General features: G+C 46.3%; 16 protein-coding genes and 2 tRNA genes. 10 read left to right on the top strand and 8 right to left on the bottom strand.

Annotation, left to right across the window (positions count from 1 at the left end; all coding sequences use genetic code 11):
* Positions 1-189: 189 nt before the first annotated feature.
* Positions 190-711 carry a hypothetical protein gene (locus MSSIT_RS00365; protein ID WP_048169038.1) on the top strand — a complete coding sequence of 174 codons (522 nt, stop codon included), beginning with the start codon at positions 190-192 and terminating at the stop codon, positions 709-711.
* A gap of 302 nt (positions 712-1013) precedes the next feature.
* Here the strand turns inward: MSSIT_RS00365 and MSSIT_RS00360 are convergent, their stop codons facing one another.
* Complete coding sequence (locus tag MSSIT_RS00360) at positions 1014-1169, bottom strand: hypothetical protein (RefSeq protein WP_231590235.1); 156 nt, start codon at positions 1167-1169, stop codon at positions 1014-1016.
* Between the two features lie 489 nt (positions 1170-1658).
* Between MSSIT_RS00360 and MSSIT_RS00355 the strand changes: the two genes are divergently transcribed.
* From MSSIT_RS00355 to MSSIT_RS00345, 3 genes are all read left to right on the top strand, one after another.
* A tRNA-Met gene (locus MSSIT_RS00355) sits at positions 1659-1733 on the top strand.
* Positions 1734-1803: 70 nt separating this feature from the next.
* Positions 1804-1878, top strand: a tRNA-Met gene (locus MSSIT_RS00350).
* A gap of 445 nt (positions 1879-2323) precedes the next feature.
* Positions 2324-3649, top strand: coding sequence for a signal recognition particle protein Srp54 (locus tag MSSIT_RS00345; RefSeq protein ID WP_048169035.1), 1326 nt, complete (start codon positions 2324-2326; stop codon positions 3647-3649).
* Between the two features lie 70 nt (positions 3650-3719).
* On the opposite strand, the gene MSSIT_RS00340 is transcribed toward MSSIT_RS00345, so the two are convergent.
* Positions 3720-4289 (bottom strand): GMP synthase subunit A, encoded by a 570-nt coding sequence (locus MSSIT_RS00340; protein ID WP_048169033.1) that lies wholly within the window; start codon positions 4287-4289, stop codon positions 3720-3722.
* A gap of 420 nt (positions 4290-4709) precedes the next feature.
* Here MSSIT_RS00340 and MSSIT_RS00335 point away from each other — a divergent pair, with 420 nt between their 5' ends.
* The 6 genes from MSSIT_RS00335 to MSSIT_RS00310 all read left to right on the top strand — a co-directional run bounded on the left by MSSIT_RS00335 (position 4710) and on the right by MSSIT_RS00310 (position 11577).
* Positions 4710-5507 (top strand): 2-amino-3,7-dideoxy-D-threo-hept-6-ulosonate synthase, encoded by a 798-nt coding sequence (locus MSSIT_RS00335; RefSeq protein ID WP_048169031.1) that lies wholly within the window; start codon positions 4710-4712, stop codon positions 5505-5507.
* A gap of 107 nt (positions 5508-5614) precedes the next feature.
* A complete protein-coding gene (locus tag MSSIT_RS00330) occupies positions 5615-6757 on the top strand; it encodes a 3-dehydroquinate synthase II (RefSeq protein ID WP_048169029.1) in 1143 nt (380 codons plus the stop codon).
* A gap of 208 nt (positions 6758-6965) precedes the next feature.
* Positions 6966-7694 carry a type I 3-dehydroquinate dehydratase gene (aroD, locus tag MSSIT_RS00325; RefSeq protein ID WP_048169027.1) on the top strand — a complete coding sequence of 243 codons (729 nt, stop codon included), beginning with the start codon at positions 6966-6968 and terminating at the stop codon, positions 7692-7694.
* On the top strand, positions 7691-8533 hold the full coding sequence (locus tag MSSIT_RS00320) for a shikimate dehydrogenase (protein ID WP_048169026.1): 843 nt from the start codon (positions 7691-7693) through the stop codon (positions 8531-8533). The genes aroD and MSSIT_RS00320 overlap by 4 nt, the downstream gene beginning before the upstream one ends.
* Positions 8530-9960 carry a prephenate dehydrogenase gene (locus MSSIT_RS00315; RefSeq protein ID WP_048169023.1) on the top strand — a complete coding sequence of 477 codons (1431 nt, stop codon included), beginning with the start codon at positions 8530-8532 and terminating at the stop codon, positions 9958-9960. Before MSSIT_RS00320 ends, MSSIT_RS00315 begins: the two co-directional genes overlap by 4 nt.
* 165 nt (positions 9961-10125) lie before the next feature.
* A complete protein-coding gene (locus MSSIT_RS00310; protein ID WP_231590224.1) occupies positions 10126-11577 on the top strand; it encodes a HEAT repeat domain-containing protein in 1452 nt (483 codons plus the stop codon).
* 123 nt (positions 11578-11700) lie between these two features.
* On the opposite strand, the gene MSSIT_RS00305 is transcribed toward MSSIT_RS00310, so the two are convergent.
* Genes MSSIT_RS00305 through MSSIT_RS00280 form a run of 6 tightly spaced genes read right to left on the bottom strand, consistent with a single transcriptional unit; the run spans position 11701 to position 17732 of the window.
* Positions 11701-12528, bottom strand: a complete 828-nt coding sequence (locus MSSIT_RS00305; protein ID WP_048169020.1) for an ABC transporter ATP-binding protein — start codon at positions 12526-12528, stop codon at positions 11701-11703.
* A 2-nt stretch (positions 12529-12530) separates the two neighbouring features.
* A complete protein-coding gene (locus tag MSSIT_RS00300; RefSeq protein ID WP_048169018.1) occupies positions 12531-13484 on the bottom strand; it encodes an ABC transporter ATP-binding protein in 954 nt (317 codons plus the stop codon).
* Positions 13484-14308, bottom strand: a complete 825-nt coding sequence (locus MSSIT_RS00295; protein ID WP_048169016.1) for an ABC transporter permease — start codon at positions 14306-14308, stop codon at positions 13484-13486. The genes MSSIT_RS00300 and MSSIT_RS00295 overlap by 1 nt, the downstream gene beginning before the upstream one ends.
* 2 nt (positions 14309-14310) lie before the next feature.
* Positions 14311-15309: an ABC transporter permease gene (locus tag MSSIT_RS00290; RefSeq protein WP_048169014.1), complete on the bottom strand. Its 999-nt coding sequence runs from the start codon at positions 15307-15309 to the stop codon at positions 14311-14313.
* Between the two features lie 16 nt (positions 15310-15325).
* A complete protein-coding gene (locus tag MSSIT_RS00285; RefSeq protein ID WP_231590222.1) occupies positions 15326-17077 on the bottom strand; it encodes an ABC transporter substrate-binding protein in 1752 nt (583 codons plus the stop codon).
* 1 nt (position 17078) lies between these two features.
* Positions 17079-17732: an FmdE family protein gene (locus MSSIT_RS00280; RefSeq protein ID WP_048169010.1), complete on the bottom strand. Its 654-nt coding sequence runs from the start codon at positions 17730-17732 to the stop codon at positions 17079-17081.
* Positions 17733-18137: the final 405 nt, after the last annotated feature.

Below are 18137 nucleotides of genomic sequence, written 5' to 3'. Positions count from 1 at the left end.
ATTTTTTATTCAAGATGAAAAATTGAAAATAAAAGTTAGTTAAAATTTTTGAATTAAAGATTCATTTTTAATTAAAACAGAGAAAAATAAACTTATTATTAAAACTGCGAACAGAACTGAAGCTTAAGCAAAGGATAAATTCGAACAGGTCTATCCTTCCATATATAAATTCGAAGAAGAGGGAGATAAATGAAAAGAAGGATAGACAACAGTTCTTTAAAGACTGTGAAACTGGTAACAATCCTGTTCATGATCTTTACAGCTGCTCTTTCCGGTTGTGTTGACAACGGCCAGAATAATACGGATAACCGGACAGACGATTCAGCAAACGAGAGCCAGAATACCGGCACTGAAGAATACATATATGGTGTGGCAAATATTGAAAATATCGAGATTTTGACTCTGGAATCTTTCCCCGTACAGATACACGTGATAGCAGAAGGCTACCTGCCTGACGGATGCACTGAGATTGATGAAATAAAGACTGAAACGGAAGGAAATACTTTCAATATCAATATTACGACGAAACGCCCAAAAGAAGCAATCTGTACCCAGGCTATAGAGAGTTTTACGAAAACTATTCCTCTTGAAGTCCGGGGCCTCAGTGCAGGAAACTATACTGTCAACGTTAACGGTGTAAATGGATCATTCGAACTTGCAGTTGATAACACCCTAGATGAAACTCCCGATGCTATGCCGCCTGAACAGTAGGTAATAACCGAAGCTGGCAATGGGACAACCATAAGTCTCGAAAAAGGAGAAACTTTTTACCTGAGACTTGAGGAAAAGCCGACTCCGAGGGAAAACATAAGGTAACAGCAATAAAAAGATCCTGGGACAATGAAACTGGTACGGAAGACAAATTTACACTTAATGTTGAAGTGGCCTGAACTGCAGTCCCGCTTTTTATGCCTCTAATCTCTTCTAATTCCCTTTTCATATTCTCTAGAGTAAGAGAACAGGGGGCAGGAAATTTTACTTTCTGCCATCAGCAACCCTGTTTTCGAGCGGGTTCACGGGATCCCAAGGGCCTGTTTCAAGTCTTTGAGACAATTGTCGCAAATATACGATGTGCCTATCTGGGTACACCCGAGTATATTTACATCTTCCTTGTGTTCTTTTTCTTCCGGGCTTCCGGGATAGCTTTCACAGTAAATTCCACATTTCACTCACAGTAAGTTCCGCAGAAGAGACATTTTGTCATAATATCATTTAGGGCTTCAGATATAATATATTCCTTCGCTTCCCGAATTGCGCCTCGGGAGTACGCGGTCCGTTTCACTCGCTTCGCTCACTCAAGCGGACTATTTGTGGGAAAAGTGAGCTCTGCTCAAGAGGATTACTTGATGGGTAAAAGCAGTAAACTCTGCTTAAGAGGATTAAGTTACAATTATCTTAAATGCGATCAAAGCAGAATTAAATTATACCTGAAAAAACTCTTTTTCGAGTCTCTTTTCTTTTAATCAGGGATCACCAGGAAACTTGGAGAAATAAGGAAGAACTCAAATAAAATTATAATGAAGTTGAGGGGTTCTCCTGATAAGAGTTTAACTTTCTTAATGCTGAAGAAGAGAGGGGCGAGCGAAAAGTATATAAACTATCGTTAGTATGTTCTGATAGCTGTCCCTGGCAAAGTGGCCTGATCGATAAAACACTGTAGCGGGGTGGGGTAGCCAGGAGATCCCGACGGGCTCATAACCCGTAGACCGATGGTTCGAATCCATCCCCCGCTATAAAAAGACCTTTTAGAAATTAATTTCCTTTACCAGCTTATTCATCCTATATATCATCCTATAACATCTTAGCGGGGTGGGGTAGCCAGGAGATCCCGACGGGCTCATAACCCGTAGACCGATGGTTCGAATCCATCCCCCGCTATAAAAAGACCTTTTAGAAATTAATTTCCTTTTTCCTTACCCGACAATTTGTATTATCGCGGTTTTGTACTATGCCTGTGTTCTTTCGTACCTCTATTTTTTATATCCGGGAACTCATTATATCCAGAAAACTCAAATCCTATCTGAACAACTCAAATCCGGCCTAAATTCTGTTTAATCACATCCCTATTCAATCCTATCTTATACATTTGATCATACCTTTTTCAAGAATCAGAAACTCAAAGGCTTATTAAATAAGGATCACTTTCTTATACAGGGTTAAAATAAATTCAAAAAAAGATCAATTTCATATAAGGTAAAAATAAAAGCAAGGAAAAATAACTCTTTCCAGGCTAATAAACGGAACTTGCTAATAAACGGAACCTAATACCTTTGGAATTTAATATTTCCTATCCATTCTTAAAATCAAGCAGGACGATTCTCATATGGTAATGGAAAAACTCGGAGACTCCTTACAGGGGGCACTCAAGAAACTGATCGGCGCGGGGCGAATTGATGAGCGCACGGTCAACGAAGTAGTAAAAGACATTCAGAGAGCTTTGCTCCAGGCCGATGTTAACGTAAAACTTGTCATGGGGATGTCCCAGAGAATTAAAGAACGTGCAATGAAAGAAGAACCGCCTGCGGGTATGAATCCGAGGGAGCACGTAATCCGCATCGTGTACCAGGAACTGATGGAAATCATAGGGAAGGGAGCGGAGATCCAGCTCAAACCCCAGACCATCATGATGGTGGGGCTGCAGGGGAGCGGAAAAACCACAAGTGCTGCAAAACTTGCCCGCTATTTCCAGAGAAAAGGGCTTAAAGCAGGTGTTGTTGCCGCAGATACTTTCAGGCCCGGAGCTTACCACCAGCTCAAGACTCTCGCTGAAAAACTCAATGTGGGTTTTTATGGGGAAGAAGGAAATCCCGATGCTGTCGAAATTACCAACCACGGGCTTAAAGCCCTGGAAAAATACGATATAAAAATAGTGGACACTGCAGGCAGGCATGCCCTTGAAGCCGACCTGATAGAAGAAATGGAACAGATCCATGCTGTTGCAAAACCCGACCACAAGTTCATGGTTCTGGATGCAGGGATAGGGCAGCAGGCAAGCCAGCAGGCTCATGCTTTCAACGACTCTGTGGGGATCACAGGAGTTATCATCACAAAACTGGACGGGACCGCAAAAGGTGGCGGAGCCCTGTCAGCCGTATCCGAAACAAAGGCTCCGATTGCTTTTATCGGAGTAGGGGAAACCCCTGAAGACTTTGAAAAGTTCGAAGCTGACAGGTTCATTTCAAGGCTGCTCGGAATGGGAGACCTCAAGAGTCTGATGGAAAAGGCTGAAGAGAGCCTGAGTGAAGAAGACGTAAATGTCGAAGCCCTGATGCAGGGACGTTTCACCCTCAAGGACATGTACAAGCAGCTCGAAGCAATGAACAAGATGGGCCCTCTCAAGCAGATCATGTCCATGCTCCCGATGGGTGGTATGGGAGGCATGAAGTTCTCAGACGAAATGTTCCAGGCTACCAGTGACAAAATGAAAAACTACAAGGTCATCATGGACTCGATGACAGAAGAGGAAATGACAGACCCCAGGGTCATAGGCGGATCAAGGATCAAGAGGATTTCGAAGGGTTCGGGCTGCAGTTCAGAGGATGTAAGGGAGCTTCTGAAATACCACAAAACCATGCAGACAGCTTTGAAAGGCTTCAGAGGCGGAAAATTCAATATCCAGAAAATGATGAAGAAGAAAATGGGGATGTAATATCCCCGAGTTCTCTTTTCTGTCGTTTTTAGAACTTTTTTAGAACGTATTTTAATGATCAATGACCGGATTAATACCGGTCACAGACCTCAAAGAAGTTCATCAGCAGCTCATCTCCCTGCTTTGTGTGGGAAACTTCAGGGTGCCACTGAACTCCATAAATCGGTTTTGTGGGGTGCCGCATGGCTTCAATCTCGCAGATATCCGAACGGGCAAGGTGGATAAAGCCTTCAGGAAGAATAGCAACCTCATCGGCATGGGAAGCCCAGACGGTTGTTTTTGGGCCAAGACCCCTGAGTATGTCGTCTTCTTCGATGACTTCGATTTCAATCTCGGCGTACCCGCCTTTTTTCCCTGAGTGTACATGCCCCCCGTAAGCAAGGGCAATTGCCTGGTGCCCCAGGCAGATTCCAAGAATAGGGATATCGATTTCCCGGGCATAGTCAAAACAGAGGCCTGCCCTTTCCATCTCCGGGCCTCCGCTCAGGATCAGGCCATCAGGCTCTTCTGCCAGGATATCCTCTATAGGGGTTACGTTGGGAATGATCTTCGTATCCATGTCAAGATCCCGGACAGCCCTGTGAATAAGGTGGCAAAATTGTCCGTAATTATTTACAACAAGGATTTTTAATTCTTTCATGGTTCCTTCCGTTCCTGTTTATAGATATGAAATACTTCTTTGCTGCAAACTTATTCTATTAGCCCATGTTATCCTATTTTAATTCTTTTATCTTCCCGGTTTTGCTTAAGCTCCTCTTTATTTTTCAAATATCAAACCCCAACTGTCAAAAAAGAGAAAACTTTAAGAACTGAACGTTCCAGTACATAGATGTACAAATTCGTTCAGTATATACCATCTTAATCCATAAGATTCATCTAAATCGGTAACTACCACTTAAATCCGTAGTAGCTGGAAAAATGAACCCGGGTCAGGGCTTGAATAAGTTTAAATATAAGTTGCGTGTTAGTATGTGACATACTAGCACGCTAGAGAAGATCATAATACAATTAATAAAAATCACTGATGCAGTAAACCAATTTAGAATTCAGGGGAAGCACGATGTCAGAAATTGGAAAGAAAATCCGCATAGAAAGGCTGATGAATCGGGAAAGCAGAAACATGGTCGTCATTCCCATGGACCATGGGATCTCCGACGGACCTATTGAAGGGCTTATCAACATTACCGACACAGTTAATAGGGTTGCCGAAGGAGGAGCAAACGCAGTTCTCATGCAGAAAGGCATGGTCAAGTACGGGCACAGAGGATACGGCCATGATATAGGGCTTATTGTGCACATCAGTGCCTCTTCCGTTCTGAGCCCTGACCCCAACGCCAAGGTACAGGTCTGTACCGTTGAAGAAGTTATAAAGATGGGAGCTGATGCAGTTTCCATGCACGTCAATGTGGGTTCCAATACCGAAGCCGACCAGCTAGAAATGCTCGGTAAAATCTGCAGGGACTGTACGGAATGGGGAATGCCTCTTCTTGCTATGATGTACCCCAGAGGCAAAAAGATCACAAACCCCCATGACCCTGTAAATGTTGCACATGCTGCAAGGATCGGTGCCGAACTCGGAGCTGATGTTGTAAAAACCGTCTACACCGGAGATCCCGACAGTTTCAGAGACGTGGTAAGGGGCTGCCCTGTGCCTGTAGTAATTGCAGGCGGGCCGAAGACCTCAACCGACAGGGAACTTCTTGAAATGATCGACGGGGCAATGGAAGCCGGAGCAAGAGGAGCTGCGATAGGAAGAAACGTATTCCAGCACCGGGACCCTGTAAGACTTACCCGGGCTATCTGCGAAATCGTACACCACAGAAGACCTGTGGAAGAAGCGCTGGAGCAATTAAAGTAACAGGAATATTGAAAGCAAAATTAAGCCCTAGGTAAAAAACAAAAAACGAAAATACCGGAGTAAAGGCCGGAGTAAAATACAGAATTTACGAACGGGGTTGAAAGCCTTTGAAAAAGAAAAGCGTCTGGATAAAAGCCGATGAAGGCGGATGGGAAGAACAGAAGGATAGGATCACGACAGGCCTGGAATCCGGAGCCGACTGTGTACTGGTAAACCCGGGAGATGTGGAAAAGGTCCGGGAACTGGGAAACATTACAGTAGCAGCTTTTGCCCGCGACAACAAGTCCGGAGCTGACATTGTGGTCGTGGGAAAGAGAGGAGAAGGTGACGGGACAAAACCCCTGCCCCAGGAAATTCCGGGTTCTTTTGATATAAACGCAGCAACCCTGCTCATGGACAAAGGTGTAAGCATAGGCGGATATGTGGTCATAAAGGACAAACACTATGAACATTTCGCAGCCGAAATGGGAAAAATCTGCGATTATCTGCTGGTTACAGGCACTGACTGGAAAGTTATCCCTCTCGAGAACCTGATAGCTGACCTCCAGCACCAGAAAGTAAAGATCATTTTCGGAGTAAAAAGTGCAGAGGAAGCAAGACTTGCCTTCCAGACCCTTGAAGCCGGAGCTGACGGAGTCCTTCTTGACAGCGGAAATCCCCAGGAAATAAAAGATACAATCAAAGCTGCAAGAGAACTGGAAAGAGAAAGTGCCGAACTTGAAGCTGCGGTTGTAACAAGGGTCGAACCCCTCGGAATGGGGGACAGGGTCTGTGTGGACACATGCAACCTCATGCAGCGCGGAGAAGGCATGCTGATAGGTTCGCAGGCAAGCGGGATGTTCCTGGTAAACTCGGAATCCGATGACAGCCCTTACGTGGCAGCCCGTCCCTTCAGGGTAAATGCAGGTGCGGTTCACTCTTACATCAAAATAGGGGAGAAAACCCGCTATCTTTCGGAACTCCGGGCCGGAGATCCAGTAACTATCGTAGACTCAAAAGGAGAACAGCGGGAAGGCATAGTCGGCAGGGTCAAGATCGAAAGCCGCCCCCTGATGCTGATAGAAGCAAAAGCCGGGGACAGGACTTTAACGGCAATCCTGCAAAATGCCGAAACCATCAAACTTGTAGGAAAAGGCGGAACCCCGATCTCGGTTGCAAAACTCAAGAAAGGAGACGAAGTCCTGGTCCGCCTTGAAGAGGGAGCCAGGCATTTCGGCAAAAAAATTGAAGAAACGATTATAGAGAAGTGAACCTGGGAAAACTGAGTAACAGCCTGTTTGTAACCAGATTCATGATCAGATCCTACCGATCCCAGACAGATCTACAAACAGATACTACCACAAACAGATACTACCAGATCTACAAACAAATCCTACAAGATCTACAAACAGATACTCTATAGACAGGTTCATAGCCAGATTCCTTAAATTCCAGATTCCTTAAGTTCCGGAGCGAGCAATGACGCAAATAGGCCCTTTTGACCTTGAAAAAAAAGCTGCAGTTATTGCAGTAATCCTTGAAAAGCCCCTTGAAACCTCAAAAAAAGCAGCTGAAAAGGGGGCTGACATCCTCGAAGTCCGGCTGGATTTGCTGGGGATCAGGGACCCGGAAAGTGCTGCAAAAATAATCAGGGGAATTAAATCCGAAACAGGGCTTCCCATACTCGTTACCAACCGTTCCGGGACAGAAGGAGGAAAGTGGGAAGGAAAAGAAGAAGACCGAACAGGGCTTCTGGCAGCCCTACTTTCCCTTAAAGACGGACCTGATGCTGTTGATATCGAACTCTCTGCCAGCAGGGAAGATAGAGATAAAGTTATAAAAGCGGCTAAAGCTCATGGAAAAACCACAATCGTTTCTTCCCATGATTTTTCAAAAACCCCTTCTCCACAGGAAATGACGGCAATTCTGACAGAAATGTTTACTGCAGGAGCGGATATTGCCAAACTTGCGGTGATGCCCGGATCACTGGAAGACGTCCTTAACCTGCTGAAAGTTACGCTGGAATTCAAAAATGCAGGGAAAGCCGTATGCACCATTGCAATGGGCAATCCGGGAAAACACACGCGAGTGGTTGCCCCTCTTTACGGTTCGCTCCTGACATATGCATCGGTAGAAAGCGATGCTGCCGCAGCCCCGGGTCAGCTCCCGGTAGATGAAGTAAAGAAGATAATGGAAATGCTAAAATGAAGCGAGTTTTTGGTGTATTTGGAGACCCTATAGGTCATTCTCTTTCCCCTGCCATGCATAATGCAGCGTTTTCCGCCCTTGGCATGGACTGTATCTACCATGCTTTCAGGGTCAGGCCTGAAAACCTGGGAAAAGCAATCCTCGGAGCCGGAGCTATGGGATTTGGGGGACTTAACCTGACAGTCCCGTTAAAAGAAGAAGCTCTGAAACTGGATTTCATAAAGCCTGACCCCCTTGCCGAGAAAATCGGAGCAATAAACACCGTAGTCTTCAGCGAGACAGGAGAAATCCGGGGATACAACACCGACGGACTCGGAGCAATACAGGCTCTTCTAGATGCTGCAGTGGAAATAGAGGGGTCCAAAGTGGTGGTTACAGGAGCAGGAGGAGCAGCAAGAGCGGTCACTTTCCAGCTTGCAGCCGCCGGCGCCGAGATCACCGTAGTAAACCGGACAGCAGAAAGGGCGGTTGAACTTGCAAAAGATGTCGCAGCTGTAGCCCTTCCGGGAAAAATAAGCGGAGTCGGGCTTTCGGGGTTAAAAGAACTACTGCGGGATGCAGACATCCTGATCAATACCACGACTCTCGGGATGCACCCGAACACGGATACAACGATTGCGACAGCAGAAGAACTTCACAGTGAACTTACTGTTTTTGATATCGTCTATAACCCGCTTGAGACCAGGCTTTTAAAAGAAGCAAAGGCCGCAGGGGCAAAAACCGTAAGCGGGGTTTTAATGCTCGTCTACCAGGGAGCTGAAGCTTTCAAACTCTGGACAGGAGCCGAAGCCCCGGCCGAACTCATGAAAGAAACCGTCCTGGAGGCTCTGCAGGCTTGAACCCGGACCCTGAAAAAACGAGCTCCGGAAAAACGAAGGTTTTGATCCTCGGCGGAACCGGAGAGATGGGACAGTGGTTCACTCGTTTTTTTAAAGAAAGGGGTTATGAGGTTACGGTCTGGGGAAAAGGGGGCAAGGTGGAGGTCGCCAGGAAACTGAATGTACCCTTTGCTTCGGACCTTGATGCGACCATCCCTGAAAATGATATAGTAATAGTATCAGTTCCGATCAATGCAACGGAAGAGACCATTGCAGAAGTCGCCCCGAAGATGAAAGCAGGAAGCCTTCTCATGGACTTTACCTCCATCAAGGTAAAGCCTGTTGAAGCCATGCAACGATTTGCACCTGCCGGGGTTGAGATTCTTGGAACGCACCCCATGTTCGGGCCCACGATTCCCACCATCAGGGGGCAAACGGTAATCCTTGTCCCGGTAAAGGAACGCTCGGAAAAATGGTTTCCGGTAATGAGACAGCTTTTTGAGGAAGGTGGAGCCCACGTTGAAATCACGACCGCAGCCGAACACGACAGGCTGGTCTCAGTGGTACAGGGGCTGACGCATTTTGCTTATATCTCAATAGGAACAACCATCGACAGGCTTGATTTCGATATCAAGAAATCCAGGAAATTCGTAAGTCCGGTCTACAGCATAATGCTTGACTTTGTAGGGAGGATCCTGGGCCAGAACCCTTACCTTTACGCCCTCATCCAGATGGAAAACCCGGGTGTCCTGGAGGTGCATGAAGCATTTATAGAGGAATGCGAGGAACTTTCCGGCCTTGTACGGGCTCATGACGAAGAAGGCTTCGTAAGGAAAATGAAAGCTGCCGCCCGAAAATACGACGATACGGCCCATGCCCTTCGTAGGTCGGATAAGCTGATAAATTCCAGAATAACCGAGTATGAGACCATCCTGAACTCTGTCGGAAAAGTCTGCGGCTTTTCTCATGTTTATTCCGGAAAGATCCATGTAGGCACAGTGGAAAAAGTTGGCCCGAATGAGGTAATTCTTACAAAGCTTGCTTCAAAAGGAAGCGCCCCTCATATAAAAAACAAATTCATAAAACTCAAGCTTGAAAACCTTCGCCTCCTTTCGGAATCCGAACTGAGGGAGTGGAGAAAAGAAAACCTGGTGCATTCGGTAAGGGATATTTCGGTCCTGATCCCTGAAGGCGCAGATCCCGAAATTGTCCTCGGGGCAGTAAAAACAAACAAACATCTTGTAGCCTGTCAAATCAGTGATATTTACAGTGGGACTGAAGGAACAGGATCTAAAAATAAGATAAGAGAGACAGGAAGGCTTGGCGTGACTTACAGAATAACTATTTTTGGGGACTGCCACACCGGTTCTGTCGACGCTGAGGTGACAGCCCTTCTCTGCGGGCTTGGGTGCAGGGTAAGGGAGAAAAACCTGAAGCTTAAGGAATGAAAGAACTTTTTTTGGGATCGGACTTTATAAGCAGAGAAAGCGATATAAACAATAACTGGATAAATATAAAGTATAATGTCCCAAGCCAAATGGAAAATTTCTCTTTTATTTGGACTTATCACTCTCACAATATTTTTCTCACTTGTTTTAAGCGGTGATAAGTTTGTGGAAAACAGTGGAAATATAACAACTCCCACTGCCGCGACTGGAGTTTCAAGCGAAGATAAGATCACAAATCTCATAAATAAGCTGGAAACCAGTGACCGTGAAACAGGATTAAACACTGCAGCCGAACTTGGGGAACTCGGAGAGCCTGCAGCAGATGCCCTTCTCGAAAAGATAGAGGAAGGGAATTCGAGTTCGGGAGAAATAAATAATTATATGCTTCTTGCACTTCTTGAAACCGGAGACGAAAGAGCGAAAACTATTCTTTCAGAAAAACTTGAAGAAAAAGAGATTACGGTTAAGGCTTCAGCCGAAAGTACAGTTGATGGGCAGGGGGAGGTCCCGGAAGATGTACTCCGAGCTATAGAAGCAAAAGACATGGCCATGAGAGAGTCTCTTGCAAAGTCTCTTAATATTGAATACGACGAGGAAACAGATCTTCTTGAAGAAGCCCTCAAGGCTGAGGAACAGAATTCCACTCTTTATACTTCCTTCGTACTTTCAAATTTTGAATCCGAAGAAACCGGAACCGGAACCGAAAACGAAATACTTCTTCAAGCCCTTAAAAGTGAAAACGGATACATGAGAGTTGCAGCTGCAATGGCTCTCGGCCAAAAAAAAGAGAAAGATGCAATAGATCCCTTACTGACGATTATGACGCGAGATTACCCCCTGGCAAGATACAGTGCGGTTATGGCGCTCGGGGAAATCGGAGATGAAAAAGTAGCAGATGCCCTGATGACAGAAATAAAAAATAGCGAGAAAGATTACATCAGGAGTAGCGCTGCAGTCGCCCTCGGGAAAATGGGAACAGAGGAAGCCGTACCCTATCTTATCGAGAGATTAAGAGACACAAAAGCCGCTGTAAGGAGTAATGCGGCCCTCACCCTTGGCAGAATGGGAGACGAATCCGCAGTGGAACCCCTGATAGACATGCTGGAAAGCGGAAAAGAGGCCGAAGGCCAAAGAAAAGATACCATTAATGCACTTGCGGATGTCCGAAAAAGCGTCGTCCTTGCCCTTGGAACAATAGGAGGCGAGGAAGCTACGGAAGCATTAATCGGCGTGCTGAAAGATGATGAGGAAGCTCTTGAAGTGAGGGTTGCGGCAGCCTCAGCTCTTGGGAATATAGGAAACCCTGAAGCGATAAGTACCCTCAGGACGGTATTTGACAACCAGAGCCTGAATATGGGCATCAGAAACGAAGCCCTTCTCGCCATTGGCAAAACCAAAAACCAGGAATCTGCAGAGTTTTTTGTAGAAAAACTGGGAGATGACGCCTTCAAAACCAGTGCCAGAGAAGCCCTCATATCCATGGGAGACATTGCAGTCGAACCCCTCATCGAAAACCTGAACACCGAAGACCCGGCAGCTAAGGACGAGACCGCCCTGATCCTGATTGAAATCGGAGACCCAAGAGCAGTTGAACCCCTGATTCTGGCTTATCAGTGATTCGGAAGCCCTGAAAAAAGTTCAAAGAAAAGCGGCTGAAAAAGCCGCATTCCTTTTTTATCCGTATCTGTTATTCCGATACTCTTTTTTATCCTTGAATTATGTTATCCCGATTTTATTCTATCAACAGACCTGTTTGGCTGCCAGCTCAACCTTACGTTTTTTATTTTCGGAGAATATGATATCTGCTCCTGCCGCTGAGAGCAAAGAACTGGTATAAAGATCCTGGCATTCGACTATTATCTGCTTTCGGGAACCGTATTCGACTATCTTTCCCAAATTCATCACGGCAATGTTATCGCATACATAAGCGGCAGCAGCGATGTCATGGGTGATGAAAATGAATGTAATCCCCAATTTTTCATTCATTTCAAGGATCAGGTTAAGGATATCGACACCTATGGAAGCATCAAGCATGGAAATAGGCTCATCGGCTATTACCAGATCGGGACTGGTAATTATCGCCCTGGCAATAGCCACACGCTGTCGCTGCCCGCCGCTGAGGGAACGCGGATACTTATGTAGGTACTCGTCAACAGGGGTCAGACCTACGGATTTGAGGACGCTGCGTACTTTATCGGCACTGCACGGGTTTTTGTGCTTTATTAAATACGGCTCGGCCACAATTTCTTCAATTGTCATCATATGGCTCAGGGAATCATAAGGGTCCTGAAAAATCACCTGGACTTCAGGTTTCCTTAACCCGCCGTTCCCGTCTTTCAGGTCGGCAAAAGATATGACTCCTGATGTTGGTTTCAGGAGACCAAGTATTAATTTAGCCAGAGTAGTCTTGCCACTTCCGCTTTCCCCTATAATTCCAAGTATCCTGTTTTTTTCCACGGAAAGTGACACACCATCAAGAGCGGTGACAGACGAACTGTCTTTAAATAATCTTTTACTCTTGAACTCCTTTGTGACATTTGCAACCCTGACAAGTTCATTTTCATTCATTTTCATCCCTCAACATGAAATAAGTGACACGACACTCTGGCACTGCCAGTACATTCGGGAGGTTTTTTCTCCCTGCAAAGCTCGGAACCCCTTTCGCATCTTTCCAGAAATTCACATCCCTGATACACTTTCAGGGTAGACGGAGGCGTGCCGGGTATACCCTTCACCCTTACAGGTTCGACAGTAAGGGGTAATCTCGAACTCAACAATTTTTGCGTATACGGATGAAGCGGCCTCTTCAGAATCTCTTCTTTCGTACCCTTTTCCACGATTCTCCCTGCATACATTATGTAAATCCGGTCGCAAATTTTGGAAATCGTATGCAGGTCATGGGAAATCACAAGCAGGGAGGTATTTTTTTCCCGGGCCGTATTCTTCAACAGGTCTATGATTTGCAACTGGATCATTGCATCAAGGGCAGTGGTAGGCTCATCGGCAATAATCAGTTCGGGAGAGAGAAGCATGGAAAGGGCAATCATAAGCCTCTGGCGCTGTCCTCCGCTGAATTCATAGGGGAAAGCATTAATCCTTCCGGGGTCTATGGACACCAGGGAAAGCATATCACGGCTGAGAGCAAACATTTCTTTTTCAGGCATATCCACATGAGCCCTGATCGTCTCCATGAACTGTTTTTTAACACGTACAAGCGGGTTAAGCGCGTTCATGGAAGCCTGGGGTATAAATCCTATATGCCTGCCCCTGAGCTTCCGCATTCTTTCCCTGTCGAGTTTCTGAAGGTCCTCTCCCATGAAGCGAATCTGCCCTGACATGTTCCTATTTCGGGTATTTATGTCAAGGACACTCATGGCAAGAGTTGATTTTCCGCAACCCGACTCCCCTATCAGACCCACAATCTCACCCCTTTCAATCCGAAGGTTTACGTTTTTCAGCACATGGTGAGTCCCCATTCGGGTAGTAAAATCAACTGTAAGTCCCTCAATATCAAGTACAGGCATCAATAATCACCTTCCAGGGACTGGCCCAGAAGCACAAATCCGAGTACAAGCAGTGTTATGCACATCCCTGCAGGCAGCAGCCACCACATCCACGCATCCGTGAAAAATATCATAGGATAGGCTATTGCATATTTTATCATGGTCCCCCAGCTCGGGTAAGAAGGGTCTCCAAGCCCCAGGAAAGCAAGCCCTGACTCCGACAGAATGGCACGGATGGACTGCATTACAATGGAAGTGACCATGATGGGATACAGGTCCGGAACAATGTGTTTCCTGACCACATACCAGGGCTTGGCCCCGGATACCCGGGCAAAATCCACATGGCCGGATACCTTGAGGGTCCGGGTCTGAGCCCTTGTGACCCTTGCGCCCACGGGCCATCCCATAATGATCAGGATGAAAATAATATTCCAGATGCTCGGCCTCAGGTATGCTGCAAGGATGAGGATGAGGGGGAGGTCCGGGATCATGAGGAAAATATCAACGCCTCTCATCAGGACCCTGTCAAAGGTCCCCCCCACATATCCTGAAAATACCCCTCCGAGGGTACCTATTACCAGCACCCCGAAAGATACGACAAAAGCGACCGTAAGTGAAGTCCTTGAGCCGTAAAGGAGCTCCGTGAAGATGTCCCTTCCCACATCATCGGTACCGAGCGGATGATCATTATCCGGAGAAAGTAAAGGCTGACTTGAGATGTCAGAGGACCCGTAAGGAGCCAGGAAAGGTGCGGATACAGCCATTAAAATGAAAAAAGCCAGAATTGCAAGCCCTGCGATTCCTTTCGGTGTTTTTAACCGCTGTGAGACAGTTTTTTCGTGCATGTTCACTCCTGTCCGGCCCTGCCATCAATGTATGAACAGACGATATCAGCTGCATAGTTGCATGCCAGCACAAAGAGGGCGATAAAAACAAAAGCCCCCTGAAGGACAGGATAATCTCTTTCGATAAAGGCATTATAGACAAGAAGCCCCATTCCGGGATAGGAAAATACAGTCTCCACGAATAAAGCCCCCCCTACCATGAATCCGAGCATTGCGGCTACCTGGTTCACCACGGGCCCGATGGAATTGAGAAGGATGTGCCTCTTAACATGGCTGTCCTTCAGACCCCTTGCAATATCCATCAGGACATAGGGGCTTTCGAGCTGCTGGGAACAAACATTTCTTACAAGCAGGTATGTGCCCGGCATCTCAAAAGCCGAAAGGCACGCCAGCGGAAGTATCAGGTGGGAAGCAATGTCTTTTACCATGGAGGAAAAGCCCTGATAATCCATGTAAGGAGTCAGAGCTCCGGAAACCGGGAACATGCCCAGCCTGTACCCAAAAAGGAAGATGAGGATCGATCCTAAAAAGAATACCGGAACGGACCGAAACAAAGGTAGCCCTATAAGCAACAGGCTATCCAGCTTTTTTCCCCGGTTCCAGGAAGATTCGAGCCCGAACAAAATTCCCAGTACTGTTGACAGCAGCAGTGCGGATCCCATAAGGAGTAGGGTCCAGGGTAACCTGCCGGAGATTACATCGACCACAGGCACATTGTAGAATATCGAATAGCCAAAATCCAGATGTGCTGCATCTTTCAGGTAGTGAAAGAACTGTAAGTACAGAGGGTCATTTAAGTGGTAGTAGTCCATCAGCTTTAATTTTGTCTCCTCATCGATGACCACCGGTAAGTCGGCACTCTGGCTCCCTAACACGCTTAACAGCGGACCTCCGGGCATAAAGCGGGGCAGAAAAAAATTGACAGCAAGGATCAAAAAGAATGTGAGGGCATACTCCAGCCCTCTTGAGAATATGTGGCCCCACTGAACTCTGTCCGACAATCACAACACCCGTTCATTACCTTTTTAGTCTGTACAGCATGAAAACAGCTGCAAATGCCATCAATGCTGTCAGGATTCCGGGAGCGTTCATCGAAGGACTGTCCACTGAACTGGCAGGATTGTTCCCGGTAGAAGCAGTACCCTGACCGTTCCACTCTCCGTAGATGAAAACCAGTTTGTTGTATTCCGTGGGGACTCCTCCACCAACGCCTCCGGGGGTGTAGAAAAAGCCGTCGAACTTATCCTGGTTACAGGCACTGTAAACGTTCCTGTACAGGAGGGGAATTGTCGGAACATTCTCAGCGATCAAAACCTGCATCCGGTCTACGAGCTCCTTACGTTCCTCTTCATCTACGGTGCTCGTCTGCTGGTTTGCCAGGGATACGAATTCGGTGTCATTCCAGCCCGTGGATGTCGGGAAAGAATTCAACATCCTCGCAGGGTCTGTTGAGGTACCGTGGGAATAGATAGCCAGGTCAAAGTTGCCTGCATTTACCAGGCCGTCCACGGTTTTCGTGTCTCCCGGCTTAAGGACCACTCCGATACCCACGTCTTTCAGGTAACTCTGGACAAGTTCTGCTATCCTCTGGCTCTGCTGGTCCGAACTATAAAGCAACTGGAACTCAAGCTTTTCGCCATCCGGGGTAAGCCTGATCCCGTCCGAACCCACTTCATCGTATCCTGCCTCATCAAGGATTTTTTCGGCATCTGCAGGATCATATGCGTACTGTGTTACATTCGGGTTATACCAGACGGAGTAGGGAGGCACGTATCCCGAATTGCCTGCAATTCCTCCGCCGTGAAGTACTTTATTCTGGATTTCCTCGCAGTCAAGGGAATGGTAAATTGCTTTTCTGACCTCGGTATTTTCAAGAATGGAATTTGCAGGGATGTTGAACCTCAGCCTGTACACCCAGTATCCGGGACCCTCGATCACTTTCATGTTCTCCGAATCGTTCAGGGCCTGGACCTGGTCCAGGGTAAGGCCGGCTTCGTCTACGTCTCCTACCTTAAGGGAAATAACGGGGTCAGCGGATTTCACAAAGATAAGAGTATCAACAGCCGGTTTTCCAAGGAAATAGTTCTCATTCGCGGAGTATTTGTAAGATTGCTGATCTTTGTTATAATCGTCAAGGATGAAAGGCCCTGTGCCGATGGCAGCTTCATCTTCCATGTATTTTGTCGGGTCAGAGACATCTTTCCAGATATGTTCCGGCATGATAGGAATTACGGCAGCTACCTGCTGCATAAAAGGTGCATACGGCTGGTTGAGCGTTATCCGGACCGTATAGTCGTCCAGAGCTTCCACGCTTTCAATGACTGCCGTATTATACCAGCCTGCTCCGATCGGGCTTATTGCTGCTTTTCCCTGGATGTAATCGTATGTGAAGGTCACATCATCTGCCGTAAACGGTTCTCCGTCATGCCAGGTCACATTTTCCCGCAGGTAAAAAGTCCAGTTAAGCCCATCAGGGGAGTTCTCCCAGGAGCTTGCAAGCAACCCCGTAAAGTTCCCTGTTTCTTCAGGCCAGACAAGCGAGTCAAAACAGAAACTTGTCATTACATAACCCGGGCCTCTCGGGTAAAAGGTTAGGGAAGAGGGAAATCCCCAGTCCCCGCCACTTGCTCCCCAGGTTGCTTTAAGAACCCTGGCACTGTCCTCCCCGGAATTTTCTGCAGCTGCAGCCGGGAAAAGGAAAAGCGGACCGAATACGGAACTGATGATAAAGAAGGATAAGAGAAACGAAAATGCCATTCCAATCTTCATTTTACCAACCTCTTGTATATTCCTCATAACAGGATATGCAGACTATCTCTCCGTTCTCCATTCTGGCGCGAGACTCTGCAAACATTTCCCCGCATTTTGAACACTTTACCGAATTGAAGATCCTGGCTTTTCGGGGAATTTCTACTTTTACATGTTTTATGTCGAACATTTCTTCAGCCGGCATTTCTCGGATGTACTCCGAGATACAATTAATCCTTGTTCTGAAGTCCAGAGTTTCGGAATCAGTAGCCGTGCCTGATATCACTCTGGGACGAAGTTCGCTTAACTCAGGGTCAAGGTCCTCAATGTTAAAATCAGATTTCAGCACAAACCTGACGGCTTTGCCGCTGTCTCTGCATATGAAAGTGAAAGCCTGCTTCCCGTAATCCCTGTAGATGAGGTTGCCTTTCCCAATAGTGCAACCCGTTACAACCTGAACCGCATCAACTCCACAACCATCGTTTTCCACAATGGTCACAAGTTCTTCATCGAGATCCCTGTCAACAGAAAGCTCTTCCATGCCGGCTCTGGCAGCCATATAACCTATAGTCAGCCCCGGACACACATGCCCATGGAACTTTGAAACCTCGGAAAAGGGTGCTATTTGATTTACCCCTGTGTTTTCGCGCGAACATTCTCCAGACATTTTGATCATGAATGTTTACTTTTGTAATACATATTATATTTTTCTAAATAATTATTATCAGCAATTAATAAAAGAATTTTTCATATTAGAATTTCAATTATATAATAATCTCTTAGCCAACATAATTTACCGGAAAAAGCCCTTGAAAGGTAAATTCGAGGTTTCAGAGAGGAAACGGTTCCGGATCGGAAGAGAATTGCAGGATAAGAAAAAATATTTTCAGAGCTTTGAGACTGCATATAAATGTATTTATTTAGTTGAGCTCAACAAATTTAAATACCCTGTTTTATTACATTAACTTAAAAAAGTAACATTAAATTGCCTTGTTTTTTTAGTTTTTGCAAATTAATATTAAATGACTGATGGGATACATAAGTTGCAATTGTGAAAACAATGAAAACCGTGATTATGGAC

The sequence above is a fragment of the Methanosarcina siciliae T4/M genome, from assembly GCF_000970085.1.
Classification (GTDB): domain Archaea; phylum Halobacteriota; class Methanosarcinia; order Methanosarcinales; family Methanosarcinaceae; genus Methanosarcina; species Methanosarcina siciliae.
Note: the sequence above shows the minus strand (reverse complement) of the source record. Positions and strands in the feature narration are given on the sequence as shown.

Excerpts from the sequence above, each read along its gene's own strand:
- MSSIT_RS00320 (WP_048169026.1), top strand. The coding sequence starts at position 7,691 with ATGAAGCGAGTTTTTGGTGTATTTGGAGACCCTATAGGTCATTCTCTT.
- MSSIT_RS00280 (WP_048169010.1), bottom strand. The coding sequence starts at position 17,732 with ATGATCAAAATGTCTGGAGAATGTTCGCGCGAAAACACAGGGGTAAAT.
- MSSIT_RS00365 (WP_048169038.1), top strand. The coding sequence starts at position 190 with ATGAAAAGAAGGATAGACAACAGTTCTTTAAAGACTGTGAAACTGGTA.
- MSSIT_RS00335 (WP_048169031.1), top strand. The coding sequence starts at position 4,710 with ATGTCAGAAATTGGAAAGAAAATCCGCATAGAAAGGCTGATGAATCGG.
- MSSIT_RS00285 (WP_231590222.1), bottom strand. The coding sequence starts at position 17,077 with ATGAAGATTGGAATGGCATTTTCGTTTCTCTTATCCTTCTTTATCATC.
- MSSIT_RS00340 (WP_048169033.1), bottom strand. The coding sequence starts at position 4,289 with ATGAAAGAATTAAAAATCCTTGTTGTAAATAATTACGGACAATTTTGC.
- MSSIT_RS00300 (WP_048169018.1), bottom strand. The coding sequence starts at position 13,484 with ATGCCTGTACTTGATATTGAGGGACTTACAGTTGATTTTACTACCCGA.
- aroD (WP_048169027.1), top strand. The coding sequence starts at position 6,966 with ATGACGCAAATAGGCCCTTTTGACCTTGAAAAAAAAGCTGCAGTTATT.
- MSSIT_RS00345 (WP_048169035.1), top strand. The coding sequence starts at position 2,324 with ATGGTAATGGAAAAACTCGGAGACTCCTTACAGGGGGCACTCAAGAAA.
- MSSIT_RS00305 (WP_048169020.1), bottom strand. The coding sequence starts at position 12,528 with ATGAATGAAAATGAACTTGTCAGGGTTGCAAATGTCACAAAGGAGTTC.
- MSSIT_RS00295 (WP_048169016.1), bottom strand. The coding sequence starts at position 14,308 with ATGCACGAAAAAACTGTCTCACAGCGGTTAAAAACACCGAAAGGAATC.